At 45.8% G+C, this 18,241-nt stretch carries 13 protein-coding genes; 9 read left to right on the forward strand and 4 right to left on the reverse strand.

The window, feature by feature from the left end; genetic code table 11:
* Positions 1–186: 186 nt before the first annotated feature.
* Positions 187–990, forward strand: a complete 804-nt coding sequence (gene gloB, locus EOPP23_RS14285) for a hydroxyacylglutathione hydrolase (RefSeq protein ID WP_228550731.1) — start codon at positions 187–189, stop codon at positions 988–990.
* Positions 991–1,031: 41 nt separating this feature from the next.
* The gene (locus tag EOPP23_RS14290; protein ID WP_153766687.1) at positions 1,032–2,666 is read left to right on the forward strand and encodes a LysM peptidoglycan-binding domain-containing protein; all 1,635 of its coding nucleotides are present in this window, start codon (positions 1,032–1,034) and stop codon (positions 2,664–2,666) included.
* Positions 2,667–2,733: 67 nt separating this feature from the next.
* On the opposite strand, the gene EOPP23_RS14295 is transcribed toward EOPP23_RS14290, so the two are convergent.
* Complete coding sequence (locus tag EOPP23_RS14295; protein WP_153766688.1) at positions 2,734–3,534, reverse strand: alpha/beta hydrolase; 801 nt, start codon at positions 3,532–3,534, stop codon at positions 2,734–2,736.
* Positions 3,535–3,537: 3 nt separating this feature from the next.
* Positions 3,538–4,983 carry an NAD(P)/FAD-dependent oxidoreductase gene (locus EOPP23_RS14300; protein WP_153766689.1) on the reverse strand — a complete coding sequence of 482 codons (1,446 nt, stop codon included), beginning with the start codon at positions 4,981–4,983 and terminating at the stop codon, positions 3,538–3,540.
* A gap of 83 nt (positions 4,984–5,066) precedes the next feature.
* Here EOPP23_RS14300 and EOPP23_RS14305 point away from each other — a divergent pair, with 83 nt between their 5' ends.
* Entirely contained in the window at positions 5,067–6,116 is a 1,050-nt protein-coding gene (locus EOPP23_RS14305; RefSeq protein ID WP_153766690.1) for an AraC family transcriptional regulator, read from the forward strand.
* Positions 6,117–6,208: 92 nt separating this feature from the next.
* On the opposite strand, the gene EOPP23_RS14310 is transcribed toward EOPP23_RS14305, so the two are convergent.
* Positions 6,209–6,808, reverse strand: coding sequence for a hypothetical protein (locus tag EOPP23_RS14310; protein WP_153766691.1), 600 nt, complete (start codon positions 6,806–6,808; stop codon positions 6,209–6,211).
* A 222-nt stretch (positions 6,809–7,030) separates the two neighbouring features.
* On the opposite strand from EOPP23_RS14310, the gene EOPP23_RS14315 reads away from it, so the two are divergent.
* The 6 genes from EOPP23_RS14315 (at position 7,031) to EOPP23_RS14340 (ending at position 16,494) form a co-directional block, all read left to right on the forward strand.
* On the forward strand, positions 7,031–8,848 hold the full coding sequence (locus tag EOPP23_RS14315) for an extracellular solute-binding protein (protein WP_153766692.1): 1,818 nt from the start codon (positions 7,031–7,033) through the stop codon (positions 8,846–8,848).
* Positions 8,849–8,851: 3 nt separating this feature from the next.
* Positions 8,852–10,630, forward strand: a complete 1,779-nt coding sequence (locus EOPP23_RS14320; protein ID WP_153766693.1) for an extracellular solute-binding protein — start codon at positions 8,852–8,854, stop codon at positions 10,628–10,630.
* 98 nt (positions 10,631–10,728) lie between these two features.
* Positions 10,729–12,690 (forward strand): extracellular solute-binding protein, encoded by a 1,962-nt coding sequence (locus tag EOPP23_RS14325; protein WP_194842613.1) that lies wholly within the window; start codon positions 10,729–10,731, stop codon positions 12,688–12,690.
* Positions 12,691–12,717: 27 nt separating this feature from the next.
* Positions 12,718–13,806, forward strand: coding sequence for a microcin C ABC transporter permease YejB (locus EOPP23_RS14330; RefSeq protein WP_153766695.1), 1,089 nt, complete (start codon positions 12,718–12,720; stop codon positions 13,804–13,806).
* A gap of 11 nt (positions 13,807–13,817) precedes the next feature.
* The gene (locus tag EOPP23_RS14335; RefSeq protein WP_153767212.1) at positions 13,818–14,882 is read left to right on the forward strand and encodes an ABC transporter permease; all 1,065 of its coding nucleotides are present in this window, start codon (positions 13,818–13,820) and stop codon (positions 14,880–14,882) included.
* Between the two features lie 16 nt (positions 14,883–14,898).
* Positions 14,899–16,494: an ABC transporter ATP-binding protein gene (locus EOPP23_RS14340; RefSeq protein ID WP_153766696.1), complete on the forward strand. Its 1,596-nt coding sequence runs from the start codon at positions 14,899–14,901 to the stop codon at positions 16,492–16,494.
* 132 nt (positions 16,495–16,626) lie between these two features.
* Here EOPP23_RS14340 and EOPP23_RS14345 read toward each other — a convergent pair whose 3' ends face one another.
* Positions 16,627–18,006 (reverse strand): glyceraldehyde-3-phosphate dehydrogenase, encoded by a 1,380-nt coding sequence (locus EOPP23_RS14345; RefSeq protein ID WP_228550753.1) that lies wholly within the window; start codon positions 18,004–18,006, stop codon positions 16,627–16,629.
* Between the last annotated feature and the right edge of the window lie 235 nt (positions 18,007–18,241).

Genomic DNA, 18,241 nt, shown 5'->3' on the forward strand with positions numbered 1-18,241 from the left:
GTAATTGAATGCTTATGTCTTTGTACTTAACTACTGTGTTTGATCTTTCTGTTTACCATGCCATTTACATAGTATCGCCGAGGCTGTTTTGCAACCAGTCAAATTTTTCCTTTTATCATTCATTGTGGGCAAAGCCAATGAGTTATCAGAACTAAACAGGTACACTCATGGTCAAATCGAGTGACTATGGAATTAAAAAAACTAAATATGATTAATGTTTTTCCTATCCCTGCCTTTGAGGATAATTATATTTGGTGCCTTCAGGAGAGTTCAGGTACTGATTGTCTGGTTGTTGACCCTGGTGATGCAAGTGTTGTCATTGACTGTCTGAATGAACGCCAGCTGACCTTGAAAGGCATTCTGGTTACTCATCACCACTGGGATCACACCAATGGTGTCGAGGAGTTGTTACAACATTGCAGTGTTCCGGTCTATGGACCGCATAATGCTGAAATAAAACTAGTGTCCCATCGCGTAGGTGATAAGGATAAAATCAAGCTGTTGGACACTGAGTTTGAGGTGATAACGACTCCGGGGCATACCCTTGACCATATCTGCTATATTGCAGAACCGAATACTGATTCTCCATTTCTTTTTTGTGGAGATACTTTGTTTTCAGCAGGCTGTGGGCGACTGTTTGAAGGTGAACCAGAACAAATGTTCAATTCACTCAACAAGCTCAAGCAACTTCCGCCACAAACCAGAATCTATTGCACCCATGAATACACTGCGGCGAATGTCCGTTTTGCGTTGGCAGTAGAACCTGAAAACCATACTCTTGTTCAATACGCTGAAGAAGTTGCAATAGCCAGAGCAGAAGGCAGAGAAACGCTGCCCGTATTAATGGCTCAACAACTAGAAGTAAACCCTTTCCTAAGGACGGATAAGACCAGTGTTATAGAGGCTGTCATCAGGAAAAATGGCGATGGTGTTTATAGCGGTGCTGATGTTTTAAGGGTAATTCGCCAATGGAAGGATAATTTTCAGTGATGTTAGAATGTCCGTCCCAGCGAATAACCAGAAAGCCGCCTATGCCTGAAGCAGTTGATCGTAATATGACTACTCAACCTGATCGACCGAGTGTTGAAACCAAGCTGTTGACCAGAGTGATTGGTGTTACCACCATGGCATTAGTCCTTTCCGGCTGCCAGAGCCTCACCCTGCAGGATGCTCAGAAACCGGCACCAGAAATGGTGACTGAAAAAGTGATTCCTGTTGAGCCTGTTGATTCATCAAGAATTGAACAGAAGGTTGAAGAAACAGAGCAGGAGGTTCCCGTAACCGATCTCTGGGTCAGAACACGCCAGGGTCTTGGCCTTAATCTTGATAATAATGATCAGAGAATTCTGGCCGAGTTGCGTTGGTATCGTAACAATCAGACGTTTTTTGATCGCGTCACTGAGCGAGCTTCCCCTTACCTGTACTTCATCATTCAGGAAGCGGAAAAAAGAGATGTGCCGCTCGAGTTAGCTCTGTTGCCTGTGGTAGAGAGTACCTACGACCCATTCGCTTATTCCCATGCGGGCGCTTCAGGTCTCTGGCAGTTTATGCCCGCTACTGGTGAGCATTATGGTCTTAAACAGAACTGGTGGTACGACGGTCGCCGGGACATTGTGGCGGCAACCCGTGCAGCGCTTGATTATCTGGTCAATCTGAACAAAATGTTCAATGACTGGGAGCTGGCACTGGCTGCCTTTAACTCTGGTCCGGGCCGTGTACTCGGCGCAGTAAAGAAAAATAGAAAGCTCAAGAAACCGACTGATTTTTGGGCGCTGGATCTTCCCAAAGAAACAACCGCCTATGTTCCCAAGCTGGTGGCACTTGGCAAGATCATTAGAAATCCGGAAAAATTCGGTGTCAAACTGAAGCCTGTTATCAACAAACCCTATTTTGCCAAGGTAAAAACCGATGGTCAGCTGGATATGGCAAAAGCAGCCAGACTTTCTACTGTGCCTCTGGATAAGCTTTATAAGCTGAATCCAGGTATTAATCGCTGGTCCACGCCACCTTCCGGCCCGCATTATCTGCTGGTTCCCATTGCTAAAGCGCAAGGTTTTCGAACTCAGCTGGCTGAGCTACCTATGGAAAAACGCCTGCAGTGGCGTCGTTATTCGGTAGAGTCCGGTGACAGTTTGCTCAGAATCGCTAATAACTTCCGCACTCAGGTAAAACTGATCAAGGAAGTGAACAAGCTCGACAGCAATATCATTCGTATTGGTCAGAACCTGTTGATACCGGTTCCTGCCAGGAATCGCGAAGAGTATTCCCTGACCAGTAACCAGCGCCGTATCACCCGGCAGAGTCGCAAAGTCAGTGGTCGTCATCGAATGAAATATCAGGTTCAGTCGGGTGACAGTTTCTGGACTATCGCACGGAAGTACAATACGGGTGTGAACGAGCTGGCTCGCTGGAACAACCTGTCTCCAAGGGATATGTTGAAAATTGGTCAGAAGCTGGTGGTCTGGACAAAAACGGCAGCAACTAAAGACAGTGTGGTGAGAAAAGTTCGTTATAAGGTGCGTGAAGGTGATTCGCTGGCGCGTATTGCGGATAAATTTAATGTTAATGTCGGACAGCTGAAAGTCTGGAACAGTTTTGACAGTAAATACATTCATCCAGGTCAGATGATTACACTCTTTGTAGACGTTACTCGCTCAAGTCGTTAAGTGAGGTTTTTGATAGAGAGACACTTGATTACCTGAAAGGGTGACCAAGTGTCTGGTTCTCATCACCTTATCTGGAAGATAGGGTTTCATTTGACATAGAATTAACGTTAGTTTGAAGCCAGCTATCAATCTGTGACAGAAGCTCCTTCCAGCCATGCTCCCCTATTAACCAGTGACCATGGTTCTGCAATTCCTGATAAGTTGCCCGATCGCCGTATAGTGCTGCGGCTTTTCGGCTGACTACAACCGGAATAATTCGATCCTTATCACCTGCCAGCAATAAGAGTGGGCAGCTAACATCGTCTGTTTTGACTCTGTTACTACCTGCCAGATTCAAAAAACCGTAACCGACTTGATAAAAAACCCTTCCTGACTCACCTGTCATTTTTGGAAACTGATTTTCGATTTCTGTCTTGGGCGCTTTATTAAACACTAAATATCTAGCTTCACGCTGGGATAGGTGAAAGACCTTTTTCCATAACCCCCATCTCAGCAGGTGCCGGACAACGCCAGGTATAACCTTTGTTCTTATAGGGAATATTTGCCCCGGTGCAGCACTATTGACCAAAACCAATCCTGAGGGAGATGTCTGGCTTGCTACCAGTTGAGCGATTAAGCCTCCAAGTGAGTGTCCGATTAATACAGGAGATTTCACATTACGAAGTTGTTTGGTAACAAACTGAACATAATCTTGTAATTTATAAGGCTGTCTGTTCTTCACCTCTGGCTGTTCATGACCTGGCAAATCGAAACTCAGGCACTCATAGCCTCGTTTCTGGAACCATTTAATCCAGTGCAACCAAACCTGTTGTGTTGACCACATGCCATGAATAAAGACCAGCGTTGGTAATTTATTGTTCGAACTCATACATCAACCCCACTCGAGGTGTGAGTCAGAAATGGGCTGTTTAAGTATCTTTTTATCTTTTTTATAATCATGAGTAACTTTCCAGGGAAAGTCTTTTCCTTGTCTGGGCAAAGTAGCAGAGCCTCTCTTGACGTAACCTGCTGTCAGTGAATCAAGTACACTTTCAGAGCTGGCCTGCCCGTCATCTGCCGTAGGTATGACGGAACCGGCTTTGCGAATAGTCATCTCATTCAACAGGCGACATACATAGTCTGTTGCAAGATCAATTTTCAACGTCCATGAACTGTTGGTATAGCCGAAAAGCATGGCTGCGTTAGGGAGGTCCTGGAGCAGCACTGCTTTATAAGTCATTTTCTTCGTTATATCGTAAGGCTTACCATCAATCGATAGTTTCATGCCGCCGATAGCCTGTAGTTTCAGGCCAGTAGCCGCAATTATGATATCTGCATCCAGCTGCTTACCTGACTTTAGCGCTATACCGTGTGCATTAAAGTTTTTGATTTCATCTGTAACTACTGATGCCTTGCCTTCATTGACTGCTTTGAACAGGTCACTGTCTGGAACCGCTGCTACTCTTTGATCCCACGGATTATAGTTCGGTGTGAAGTGCTGCATTGAATCAATGTGAGTCAGCTGTTTACGAACCTTGTTCAGAAAAAAGCGTCTCGTCAAACCTGGGAATTGTCGGCTTACCTTATAAACAAACCGTTGTAAGTGAATATTGCGAGCGCGTGCCAATCGATAGACCCACTTTTCAGGTAACAGTTGTTTCAGTGTTATAGCTATTTGATCCCTTGATGGCAGAGAATAGACATAAGAAGGAGAGCGCTGCAACATAGTAATATGAGAGGTGTCATCTGCCATACTCGGAATCAAAGTTACAGCAGTTGCTCCACTCCCTATCACAACAACTTTCTTATCTTTGTATTGCGCTCTGTCGGGCCAGTGCTGTGGGTGAATAACCTGACCTTTGAATTTATGAATATCCTGCCAGTCAGGCAGGTACCCCTGATCAAAGTTGTAATAGCCTGATGCCGATACCATGAATCGACTTTTATACAGGCACTGTTGGCCTGTTCGTTCATTAAAGGCAGTAACTGTCCAGCAGGAGTCTATAGTAGACCAATTCGCTTGTATGACTTTTATACCGTATGTTATTTGGTTTTCTATCTGAAACTTATGGGCGGTTTCAGAAATATACTGTTTTATAGAGGAACCAGATGCCAGAACATCTGCGCCATTCCACGGATTGAAGTCAAAGCCGAATGTAAGCATATCTGAATCAGAACGAACCCCCGGGTATTTAAATAAATCCCAGGTCCCACCCAGACTTTCACGCCGCTCAAGTATCTGAAAGCTAAGGTCAGGGCACTGATTTTTCAGTCGGCAGGCCATCCCTACTCCAGAAATACCAGCCCCGATAATCAATACATCCAGTACTTCACTCATAAACTTGCCTTTTTATAGTTGTTTTCAGGCTTTGAAAGTTAATATTCTTCCATCGAACTTTATTGACATTACAGGACATATGTTTGATATTTCAAGACATGAATACAATTGTAAGAGCCAGTGGCTTAAACGGATATTTGTCCCTGATGGAGTCTCTCTCTGTCGATGCAGAGCCTATTCTGGCGCATTACGGAATTGATATTAAACAGCTGTCCGATACAGAGTCATTGCTGTCTTTGGCATCAGTGATTAATGTCCTTGAAGAAAGCGCAAAATTAACGAAACTTGAAGATTTTGGCTTACGGCTTTCAAATCATCAGAATCTTGAAGTTCTGGGCTCTATAGCCCTTGTAGTGCAAAGCGCAGATACGCTAGGTTCTGCGATAGAGCTGGCGATAAAGTATCTGCACATTCATAGTCCAGGTCTTATTCTTAGCCTTCGGGAGTCAACACTCTCGAGAAATTCCGTAGCAGTTGGTTTTACTGTCGATACCCGCCTTCCATCAAGACATCGCCAATGTTTGGAATTATGCATCAGTAATCTTTATCAGTTTATACGTGACAGTATTAATCTGCCGTTTAGTCCTCTGGCTCTTACCCTGAGCCATCACTCAGATCTGCCGATCAACAGATATAAAAAATATTTCAATTGCAAGATCATCTTTGATTTTGATAGTACGGCTCTTCATATTCCGGAAGACCTTCTTGCTGCACCCCTGAACTCTTCCAGTAGTCTGCTCCAAAACTTGGGTGAGGAATATCTGGAGAGTCGCTTTGGTTCAAAAGAAGCAACCCTATCATCTATTGTTAAGCGACTACTGTTTAAATTACTGGGGAGTCAAAATGCAAATCGTGATTATGTTTGCAGGGTGTTGTCTATTCACCCAAAAACATTACAAAGAAGGCTGAGCGAGGAAAATGAGAGCTTTGAGAAACTTAGAGATGAAGTGCGACAGCATTTGATGGAACGATATATAAAGGAAACACGCATTTCCTTCAGTCAGCTATCGCTGATTTTGGGGTACTCAGAACAGTCGGTTATGACAAGGGCATGTAAACGCTGGTTTAAATGTTCTCCTTCAGTACTTAGAAATACCTATCGCAATCAGCAAGAGAGTCCATCAAATGAGTGACTTATTCTATCCATGCTATTGAAGTTTGTCACAGATAAAAAAATACCCGGATTTTCACGGGTATTTACTGGAATCAAAATTTGTCGGTTCTATCAGTCTATTTGCAGCTGCTTTGGCTTCTGGTTAATCATATTAAACAGCATATGCACCAGCATCAGCGTGATAGCCAGAATAACCAGATAGCTGATGGCGATAACGATGGCTGTTGCTGAGAAATTCAAGGTTTTAGCCACGCCAAGTACAACAGGGAAGACCCAGGAAACCACGGAAACGGTTCCTATCGTCAGCATGGAGCGTATCTCAGTGAGACTCAAGCTGACCAACAGATTTTTACCAATACTGCGTTTGATCACAGGCATCAGTTTACGGTGAATCATCACACCATTGAGTGAGAGCACGGTGACGATAAAGGTTTTAGCCCAGACTTTCTGGTTGTACAGATACTCTGGTGTATAGAGGTAGTAGTAAAGTACGAATAAAAGCCCTGATACCCAGAGAATGACCAGACCGGCCAGTACCAGTTTGGAGACAAACTCCAGAAACTGATAACGCTCTTCGGATACCGTTTCGGAGCGGAAATAACGGACAATAAAGAGATCCAGTATCCATGCACCACCGAGACCAAATGCCAATCCTGCAAGGTGGGTAAAGGTTATCAGTGACTTTAGATTGGTGATATTTAACAGTTCCATTGTAAAGCAATCTTCCTTGTTTATGTCAGAAGGTACATGTTCTCTGTACCCTGTTACAGCCGTTATAAACGTCAGTGATTGGACAATATCACAGCAAAGTACCAGCTTGAATTTGTTCAGTTTAAAAACATACTAAAGTACTAGTTCGTTTTACGTATCGTTAAAGCATGGAGTTCTGGATTACGATAAATAGAGACAGTTTCCTCAATTCAGACGCTATCTATGGCTTGCTCTCTTAATCGCACATTCCTCATAGTTGCTTTACTACTAGTGCTTCAACTGGTTCTTCTATCTGAAACAGCTCTTGCAGCTGAATCTCATGCGCGTTCATTGTATGACCAGCCTAAATATCCTCAGGACTTCAAATACTTTGATTATGTAAACCCGGAAGCTCCCAGAAATGGTGCTGTGAGAGTGGCTGTTCTTGGTAATTTTAATACGTTTAACTTATTTTCACCCAAAGGGATTCCTGCGGCGGTTAGCGGTTACCTTTATGACAGCTTAATGGCACGAAGTAAGGATGAGCCCACAAGCATTTATCCGCTGATAGCCAGCTCTATCGAATACCCGGATGATGATAGCTGGGTTGCCTTTCGTATTAATGGGAAAGCACGATTCAGTGATGGTAGCCCTATTACTGCAGATGATGTCGCTTTTACGTTTGAACAGTATCGATCGTCAGAATTATCCAGTTACCAGCATAAATTGCAGGGTGTCGAGAAGATCTCGGTTGTTAAGGGAGGGAACGCTAAAGAAGACTCAGTTCGTTTTGACTTCAATAGTGAACGATCAAGAGAATTACCCTTTACTATCGCGACACTCTCTATTCTTCCCCGTCACTATTGGCAGCAGCTTGATACGGACGCTGCAGACCTTAGCATTCCTGTCAGTTCCGGACCTTATATCATCAGGAAGTTTGAGGTTGGCAAGGTTGTCTGGCTTGAAAGGCAGCGAAATTATTGGGCCGCAGAACTACCGGTTAATATTGGCCGACATAATTTCAAAACAGTTAAACAGATTTACTACCGTAACTCGACGGTGTCATTACAGGCCTTTTTAGCCAATGAGTATGACCTGAGGCTGGAAAATCTCGCCAAGAACTGGCAATACGGCTATGAAGGACCAGAGTTAAGTTCAGGTCGAGTTCTGAAGCTAAACTATCCTAGAAAAACTTTTCAGGTTCAGGCTTTTATCTTTAACACACGGCGAGAAAAATTCCGTCAGCGCGAAGTCCGGGAAGCAATTAGCTATGGCTATGATGCCCGCTGGATCAATAAACACCTTCTGTACGATGCCTATCGACAGCCGGAAAGCTTATTTGCATTGTCTGAGTATGGACAGCGTGGCTTGCCATCAGACGCTGAAGAAAAGCTGCTTGCACCCTTTCGTACTCAATTACCTGCTGAACTCTTCCAGCAGGCCTGGCAGCCAATGACCAGTAGCGGCTCAGGTTATATACGAAAGGCCTTGAGTAAGGCTGATCGATTATTGTCTAAGGCCGGTTGGGTGAGATCTGGTACGCAACGGAAAAATCGTAAAACTGGCACTCTACTGGACTTTGAGCTTTTATTGGCTGTGCCTGAACAAGAAAGAGTCGCTATCCCTTTCAGTAAAAATTTGCAGCAGTTAGGTATCAATATGCGCATTACTGCTGTCGATATTTCCCAGTATGTCCAGAGAGTACGGGATAAGGATTATGACATGCTGCTGAGATCCCTGGTGCACCCGGCCATTCCCGGGCAGGAACAATGGGAGTATTGGCACAGCAGTAATGTCAATAATCATGGCAGCCAGAACCTGGCAGGTGTAAGTAATCCTGTGGTTGATACGGCGCTGGAGCAACTGTCCAAAGCAGAGAGCTATCCACAGTTGATTACGGCGACTCGTGCTCTTGATCGTGTGCTGCTTTGGGAATACTACACTATTCCACAGCTATACGGGCCATACTGGCGGGTTGCGTATCGCAGTCAGTTCAACCACCCTGAAGTTAAGGCGCTCTTTGGCTCGGTGGACTTCAGTCTCTGGTGGCAAAAGGATTAAATAATGAAACGATCAGTGTATCTCTTGCTGGCTTTCCTGGCTGCCAGCCATACTCTGGAGTCTGTCAATGCTGCAGAGCTTGTTCACGGGATCATCCGCTATGGAACCCCCAAATATAAGGAAGGGTTTCATCACTTTGAATATGTAAACCCTGCAGCCCCTAAAGGAGGTGTATTCAGGCAGTCTGTCATTGGCCAGTTTGATTCGACAAACCCCTATATTGACCGGGGACTGGCGGCAGCTGGCAGTAACTACAGATTTGACTCCCTGTTGCAACGTTCATGGGATGAACCGTTGACAAAATACGGCCTGATCGCAGAAAAAATAGAACAGGATCCTGATAATAACTGGGTGGCTTTCCATATAAACCCTAAGGCTCGATTTCATGATGGCAGCCCTGTGACGGCTGAAGATGTAAAATTCAGCTTTGACAGTCTGCGCCGTGAAGGTTCGGCTTTTTACCGGCATTTTTTTCGAGATATAGATTATGCCGAAGTGACCTCTTCACGCAGGGTGCTATTCAAGTTTGTTCATAACAAGAACCTTGAGCTGGCTCTGATTATGGGGCAGATGCCGGTTTTCTCCAGACAATTCGCCAAGAAGAGTTCCTTTGGTGAACCCGGAATTGCCAACCTTATGGGCAGTGGGCCTTATAAAGTTGCGAAGGTTATTCCCGGACGATCCATTCATTATGAAAGAAATGCCGACTATTGGGGCAAGGATTTACCGGTAAATCGTGGCCGTTATAATTTTGATAAGCTGGTATTTGAGTATTACAAAGATGCGACAGTAGCCATGGAGGGGTTATTCAATAAAGAATATGATGTAAGAATCATAACTGACCCTTCTATATGGAATTCCAAACTGACTCCTAATGAGTTGTCAAAGTACGGCTTAAAACAGTCACTTTTCATTAATGGTAATCCTCAGTCACTCAATATTACCTTTAACAACCGCTCCCGTTTTCTCTCGAGCCCCGATGTCAGGGAAAGTCTGGGCTATGCAATGGATTTTGAGTTTGTTAATCAAAAATTCTATCGAGGTATGTATGTCAGGGCGCACAGTTTCTTTGCCGGAACGGCACTGGCTTCATGGGGGCTTCCTGATAACGAGGAGTTAAGATGGCTGAATCCATGGAAAAGTAAATTACCGACTGAATTATTTTCTGAAACCTTTGTGGTGCCAGGCAGCCGTATTGGTGTTGGAGACCGCATAAAACGAGGAAAAGCGCTCAGGTTGTTGAAACAGGCGGGTTGGCATATCAAGAGCAACCAACAGGTGAATCGAAAGGGTGAGAATCTTGAGCTTAATGCCATGGTGACCACCCTTGATCATGAAAAACTGATGCTGGCTTTCAAGCAAGGCCTTAAATATCTGGGCGTTGAGTTACACGTTCAAAGAGTCGATCCACTGCAATATATTGAACGGGTAAGAGAGTTTGATTTTGATATTATCCTGAGCACTCAATACCACACACTTTCTCCCGGTACCGAGCAAGAGTCTCTATGGGGTTCAGAAACAGCGAACCAGAAAGGCAGCAAGAACTATGCCGGGGTTCAGTCAGAAGTAGTAGACGACCTGGTTAATCGAATACCTGAAGCGAAAACCAGAGCGGAGCAACTTTCCATGATTCGTGCCCTTGATCGGGTTCTACTCTGGGGTTACTACTCCCTGCCCCTCCGTTACCTGCCAAAATGGGTCATTATCCATCGGGATAATCTTCGCTATCCTGACCACCCTGCTCCTTATGCGCTGGACTTTTCGGCGTGGTGGGCTGAATAATAGGAATTAAGTCGAAATAAGGATTATTTTGGCTGGAAGCTCTTTTTTTGTATCGCTTCTATATTAATCAGCTCCCAATGGATGTAATGGCAGGTTCCATGATAACAACAAGATTTTTACGTCTGCTGACTTCGTTGCTCTTCTTCACCGCTTCGACTGCGCTATTTGCTGACCGGTTGCCAACCGAATTAAGGCAGGCCTCGTTGTCGCTCCACGGTGAAAGTAAATACCCAGCCAATTTTAAGCATTTTGACTATGTAAACCCCGACGCCCCTAAAGGTGGCACACTGCAGCAGGCCAGTGTTGGGACTTTTGACAGTCTGAACGCTTATATTGAGAAAGGTACGTCTGCTGCCGGCCTGGATCTTCTGTACGACACTCTTATGGTGAACAGTGCCGATGAGCCGTTCTCTATGTATCCACTGATTGCCCAGCTGGCTGAACCGGCTGAAGATAACAGTGAGATAACCTTCCATCTCAACCCCAAAGCACGTTTTCATGATGGTTCACCTATAACGGCACAGGATGTGGTATTCACCTTTAACATTCTCAGAAACAAGGCTTCACCCTTCTATCGTACTTACTATAAAGATATAAAAACGGTTGAAGCGCTGTCGAAACTCAGTGTGCGATTTATCTTCACCAGAAACGATAACCCTGAATTGCCATTGATTATTTCCCAGCTACCGGTATTCCCGGAGCATTTCTGGCAAAAGCCGGAAAATGATTTTGAGGCGGGAAATATGACCTTTCCTCTGGCTAATGGGCCTTACCGGGTGCTTTCGGCTGAGTCTGGTCGTGAGGTTGTTTATGAACGGGTTAAGGATTACTGGGCGAAAGACCTGCCGGTAAACAAGGGACGGCACAACTTTGACCTGCTGAAGTACGACTATTACCGTGATGCCAATGTTGCTCTGCAAGCACTTAAAGCGGGTGAGTACGACCTGCACCTAGAGTACATTGCAAAAAACTGGGCGACGGCTTATGACATACCGGCTGTTGATGAGGGTTTGCTGGTCAAGGAAGTTATCCCCTCGAAGTCACCGGAAGGTATGCAGGGTTTTGTTTACAACCTGAGAAAGGATAAATTCAAGGACAGTAATGTTCGCAGGGCATTGAGTTACGCCATGGACTTTGAGTGGTTAAACAGAAACCTGTTCTACAGCAGTTACCTGAGAACAAAAAGCTATTTTGAAAATTCGGACATGAAGGCGACAGGTATTCCGTCCGGAAAAGAACTGGAGTTGCTTGAACCATGGCGAGATCAATTACCAGCAGAACTTTTTACTGACGAATATACCCTCCCGAAAACCGATGGCAGCGGCCGTATCAGAAACCAGCTGAGTCAGGCACTGGAATTGATGAAAAAAGCTGGCTGGTCTTTGGAGTCAGGCAAACTGCAGAAAAATGGCGAACCTTTTGAGTTTGAAATTCTGCTGTTCAACAGTGGTATGGAAAAAGTAGTACTTCCCTTTAAGAAAAATCTTGAGACCATGGGCGTTACCGTCACCATGCGTATGGTGGATATCTCTCAATACATTAACCGTATGCGTAGCTTCGACTACGATATGGTAGTGACCCGTTATGGCCAGTCCAGCACTCCGGGTAACGAGCAGCGGGAATACTGGGGCAGCAGTTCAGCAGACCAGTCTGGCAGCCGTAACTATATTGGACTTAAGAGCCCCGCCGTTGATGCCATGATTGATCAACTTGTTCAGGCCAAGACCAGGGAAGACCTGATAGTAGCCGCAAGAGCACTGGATCGGGTATTGCTCTGGGGCAACTACATGATTCCTCAGTGGTATTACCCTTACCATCGAGTGGCTTACTGGAAACCCGTTAACTACCCAAGATTAAAACCGGGACAAGAGCCACTTTATCGCTTTGACTTGCAAACCTGGTGGCGTGATCCGGTAGAAGAAAACCAGTTTGTTCAGGAGCAGCGCAAGGATAAAGAAAAAGGCAATGTCATACTGTCCTCTCTGGTGGCTATCTTCTTTCTTGTCTTTGTTGTGGGCTGGTATATACGACGCAAGAAACAGGTAGAAAAACTTTTATAAATTCAAACAGGCAGGATTTTCATTGCTATGACCAGCTATATCATTCGACGCCTGTTGCTGATGATTCCAACCCTGTTTGGCATCATGCTGCTCAACTTTGTTATTGTTCAGGCTGCACCGGGCGGTCCGGTGGAGCAGATGATTGCCAAACTGGAAGGGTTTGATGTTAGTGCCACCAGCCGAATCAGCGGTGGTGGCAATGCCGAAATTCAGCAGTTCAGTATGGATGAAACCGGAGAGTATCGAGGTCGTAGAGGTCTTGACCCTGAACTGGTCAAAGACATTGAAAAACTGTACGGCTTTGATAAGCCTGCCACTGAACGTTTCTTTATGATGGTAGGCAACTATCTCAAGCTGGACTTTGGTGATTCTTTCTTTCGTGATGCCAGTGTGATTGATCTGATTAAGGAAAAACTACCAGTCTCCATATCGCTCGGACTCTGGAGTACTCTGTTGATCTACCTGATCTCTATTCCCATGGGGATTCGTAAAGCCCTGAAGCATGGCAGTCGCTTTGATATCTGGACCAGTGCGATTATCACTACTGGTTATGCTATTCCCAGTTTTCTGCTGGCGATACTGCTTATTGTTCTTTTTGCCGGTGGCAGTTACTGGAATATCTTTCCTCTGCGGGGTTTAACTTCTGATAACTTTGACCAGCTCAGTTTTGCCGGTCAGATGCTGGATTATGCCTGGCACCTGATACTGCCCATTATCTGTATTGTTATTGGTGGCTTTGCCACTCTGACCATGCTGACCAAAAACTCCTTTCTTGACGAGATTCATCGTCAATATGTTCAGACAGCCCGAGCCAAAGGTTTGAACGACACTCAGGTGTTGTACGGGCATGTTTTCAGAAACGCCATGCTACTGGTGATTTCCGGCTTTCCTGCTGCCTTGATCGGTATTCTCTTTACTAACTCGTTGCTGATAGAAATTATTTTTTCGCTGGATGGTCTCGGACTGCTCGGTTATGAAGCTGCCATTAATCGGGACTATCCAGTGGTGTTCGGATCGCTGTTTATCTTCACCGTGATCGGTATGCTAGTGAAACTGCTGGGTGATATGACCTATATGCTGGTTGACCCCCGCATCGACTTTGAAGCAAGGGCCTAGTATTGAAAGCTATGGAAGCCAAAGACTCACTTCAGAAGACCTGTCAGCAATCCCGATTGAGCCCACTCAACCAACGACGCTGGCGCAATTTTAAAAGTAACCGTCGTGGTTTCTACTCTCTGATCATTTTCAGCATACTGTTCTTTGTCACACTAGTTGCAGAATTGATTGCCAACGACAAACCGCTGCTGGTTTATTACAAAGGTGAGTTATACACCCCTACCCTGCATATCTATTCAGAGACTGTATTTGACGGTGAGTTCGAGTTAGAGATGGATTACCGGCAAGAGTACGCACGGGAATTGATTGAGCCTCACGGCTGGATGCTATGGCCACCCATTCGTTACAGCTACGACACTATTAATTACGCCCGGGTTGCACCTGCCAAACCGACATTGGAAAATATTCTGGGAACAGACGACCAGGGGCGAGATGTACTGGCCCGGGTTATTTACGGTTTTCGTATTTCAGTATTATTCGGACTGGCTCTGACACTGGTCAGTTCAGTGGTTGGCGTTGCCGTTGGTGCCGTGCAGGGCTTTTATGGCGGCAAACTGGATCTCTTTGGGCAACGGTTTATTGAGATATGGTCGGGGATGCCCAGTCTCTATCTTCTGATCATTCTCTCCAGCTTTGTTGAACCGGGTTTCTGGTGGCTTCTGGGTATTATGTTGCTGTTTTCCTGGATGGCGCTGGTGGATGTGGTCAGAGCCGAGTTTTTGCGGGGCCGTAATCTGGAATACGTTCGTGCTGCTCGAGCCTTGGGAATGGGCAACAGTCGATTGATGTTTGCCCATATTCTGCCTAATGCCATGATTGCTACGGTGACCTTTATGCCTTTTATTCTGACCGGAGCCATTACTACTCTGACCTCTCTGGACTTCCTCGGCTTTGGTCTGCCTGCCGGTTCGCCCTCTCTAGGTGAACTGATTGCTCAGGGCAAAAATAACCTTCAGGCGCCCTGGCTGGGTATTACTGCTTTTCTGGTGATGTCGATCATGTTGACCCTGCTGGTGTTTATTGGTGAAGCAACCCGGGATGCGCTTGATCCCCGAAAGTACTTGGTTCAGGGATAATGGTCAGGGATACGCTATGAAGAACGCATTGCTCTCAGTTCAAAATCTTAAAGTCAGTTTTAATCAGTGCGCTGATAATCAGGATGCCGTGAAAGGCATCAGCTTTGACCTTCATGCAGGTGAAACTCTAGGGCTGGTGGGCGAATCCGGTTCCGGAAAATCAATTTCTGCGCTGAGTATTCTCAATCTTCTACCCGATAATGCCTCCTGCTCGGGCTCAATTGAGTTTGAAGGGTGTGATTTGCTCAGTCTTTCTGAAACGCAGATGCGCCAGGTTCGTGGTAACCGCATCGGCATGATCTTTCAGGAGCCAATGACTGCACTTAACCCACTTCATACCATTGAGCGGCAGATCTGCGAGGTATTGACTCTGCATCTGGGTATGAAACAGAGTCAGGCCAGGGAAAGAACACTGGAATTGCTGCATCTTGTGGGTATTCAGCGACCGGAAACAAAACTGACCGCTTACCCCCATGAACTTTCCGGAGGTCAGCGCCAAAGAGCTATGATTGCCATGGCACTGGCTTGTGAACCGGATATTTTGATTGCTGATGAACCAACTACTGCGCTGGATGTTACGGTACAGCGACAGATATTGTCGCTATTGGCTGAGTTACAACAGAAGTTTGGGATGGCCATTCTGTTTATCAGCCATGACTTAAACCTTATTCGCCATGTTTCCGACAATATCTGCGTGATGAAGGATGGCGAGCTGGTGGAACAGGGAAAAACCGAAGATGTTTTTAGCTCACCTTCCCATTCTTACACCATTGAGTTGCTTAATGCAGAGCCTGATGGGACTCCTGAGGTTCAGTCTGACCCGGATTATAAGTTATTAGAAGCAAGTGATGTCAGAGTCTGGTTTCCGGTCAAAGCTGGTGTGTTTCGTCGAACTGTTGATCATATAAAAGCGGTAACGGATGTTTCTATCTCTCTTGGAAAAGCTGAAACGCTGGGCATTGTCGGTGAGTCAGGTTCGGGAAAAACGACGCTGGGTATGGCGTTACTGAAACTTCAGAATTCAACCGGCAACATTCACTTTGCAGGTCAGACTATTGATACACTGAATCAGAAGGAATTCAGGCCATTCCGGCGGGAAATGCAGGTGGTTTTTCAGGATCCTTTTGGCAGTCTCAGCCCGCGAATGACCATCGCCGATATTATTGGTGAAGGTCTGGATATCCATAAACTGGCCGCAAGTTCTGAGCGAGAGCAACAGATTGTTCAGGTCATGGAAGAAGTTGGATTGAACCCGGACTGGCGACACCGTTATCCCCATGAGTTTTCGGGAGGCCAACGACAAAGGGTGGCTATTGCCAGAGCCCTGATCCTGAAACCAAAACTGATTGTGCTGGATGAACCAACCTCGGCTCTCGATAGAACCGTGCAGTCACAGGTGATTGATCTATTAAGAAGTCTGCAGGCCAAATACAACCTGAGTTACATCTTTATCAGTCACGATCTCGCCGTGGTGAAAGCCATGAGTCACCGCATCATGGTGATGAAAGATGGCGAAATTGTTGAGCAGGGTTCGACAGAACAGATATTTCATCAGCCGCAGACAGATTACACCCGCGAGCTGCTGGGTGCTGCGTTTGAGAGTCATGGCTGAAAAGTAGTGAGATGACTGCGCTTAAAGCAATGTAAAAAGCAGTGCAAAAAAAGAGGCTACTGAAAATTCAGTAGCCTCTTTTTTTATAAGCCTCTGAAGCAGATCAGAGGCTTTTTCCATAACTGATGTCTATCAGGCTGGAACGGATTTATGCATATTGCCGGACATATGCTGCAGAATGCGGTTTACCTGGCAGCTGTAACCGAACTCGTTATCGTACCAAACGTACAGTACACAGCGGTTGCCATTAACGATGGTGGCACGACTGTCAACAATACCGGCATTGCGGTTACCAACGAAGTCACTGGAAACTACTTCGTGGGAGTTGGTGTAATCGATCTGCTTTTTCAGGTCAGAGTACAGCGCCATTTCACGCAGATAGTTGTTCAGTTCTTCAACATCGGTGTTGGTAGACAGGTTCAGATTCAGAATCGCCATGGAAACATTCGGTGTTGGTACTCGAATAGCATTACCGCTCAGCTTACCTTCCAGTTGTGGCAGCGCCTTGGAAACCGCTTTTGCTGCACCGGTTTCTGAAATAACCATGTTCAGAGCTGCTGAACGACCACGACGTGCGCCTTTGTGGTAGTTATCAATCAGGTTCTGGTCGTTGGTGTAGGAGTGAACGGTTTCAACATGGCCGTTTTCAACACCGAACTTGTCGCAGATTGCTTTCAGCACAGGAGTGATAGCGTTAGTGGTACAGGAAGCTGCAGAGATAATATTATCGCTTTCTTCGATGATGTTGTGGTTAACACCATAGACCACATTTTTCAGCTCGCCTTTACCTGGAGCTGTCAGGATAACCTTGGACGTACCTTTGCATTGCAGGTGCTGACCCAGACCTTCAGCGTCACGCCATACACCGGTGTTATCAACGACGATGGCATTGTTAATGCCGTAGTCAGTGTAATCCACCTGATCAGGAGAGTTGGCGTAGATCACCTGAATCGCAACACCGTTGGCGAAGATAACGTTGTTTTCTTCATCAACAGAGATAGTGCCGTTAAATGGTCCGTGAACTGAATCACGGCGCAGCAGACTGGCACGCTTCTGCAGGTCGTTTTCAGCCTTGCCTTTACGAACGATAATGGCTCTCAGGTTCATACCGGAACCACCGGCACGCTGAATCAGAATACGAGCCATCAGACGACCGATACGACCGAACCCGTAGAGCACAACATCCTGCTCTTCATGGTCGCTGCCATTTTTGGCGTTGATCAGTTCAGACACCTGGCCGCGAACGTAATCTTCCAGTTCAACCGCTTCATTGCTGTTCTTGTAACCGGTGGCAATCTTGCCAATATCAATGCGGGACGGGCCCAGTTCCAGACGACTGAGGATCTCCAGTATTGGCCAGGTTTCTCTCACGCAAAGAGGTGTGCCTTCTACCTGACGAACGTATTTATGAGCCTTGATGATATCAACCACGGTGCGGTTAATGATGGAACGGCCATAAATGGACGTAACAACATTGTTTTCACGATAGAGATGACCGACCAGGGGAATCATGGATTCGGCGATCGCTTCTCGTTCTTTCCAGTCCTGAAGATGTTGTTTTGGCACGGTTGCAATCCTGCTAATTATTCTGCTTCTGAAAGCGACTCATTTGTATAGGCAGACTCACGGCAATACAGAACGTGAGTACTTCAATGTCGGCTATTATCCAGACAATGGTGTCGGTTGGCAACAAAGATGAACACAGGATAACAAGATGTCTCTTCGCGATTTTCGCGAGACTTTGATC

Origin of the sequence: Endozoicomonas sp. OPT23, assembly GCF_009653635.1 — a bacterium.
Lineage (GTDB): Bacteria > Pseudomonadota > Gammaproteobacteria > Pseudomonadales > Endozoicomonadaceae > Endozoicomonas_A.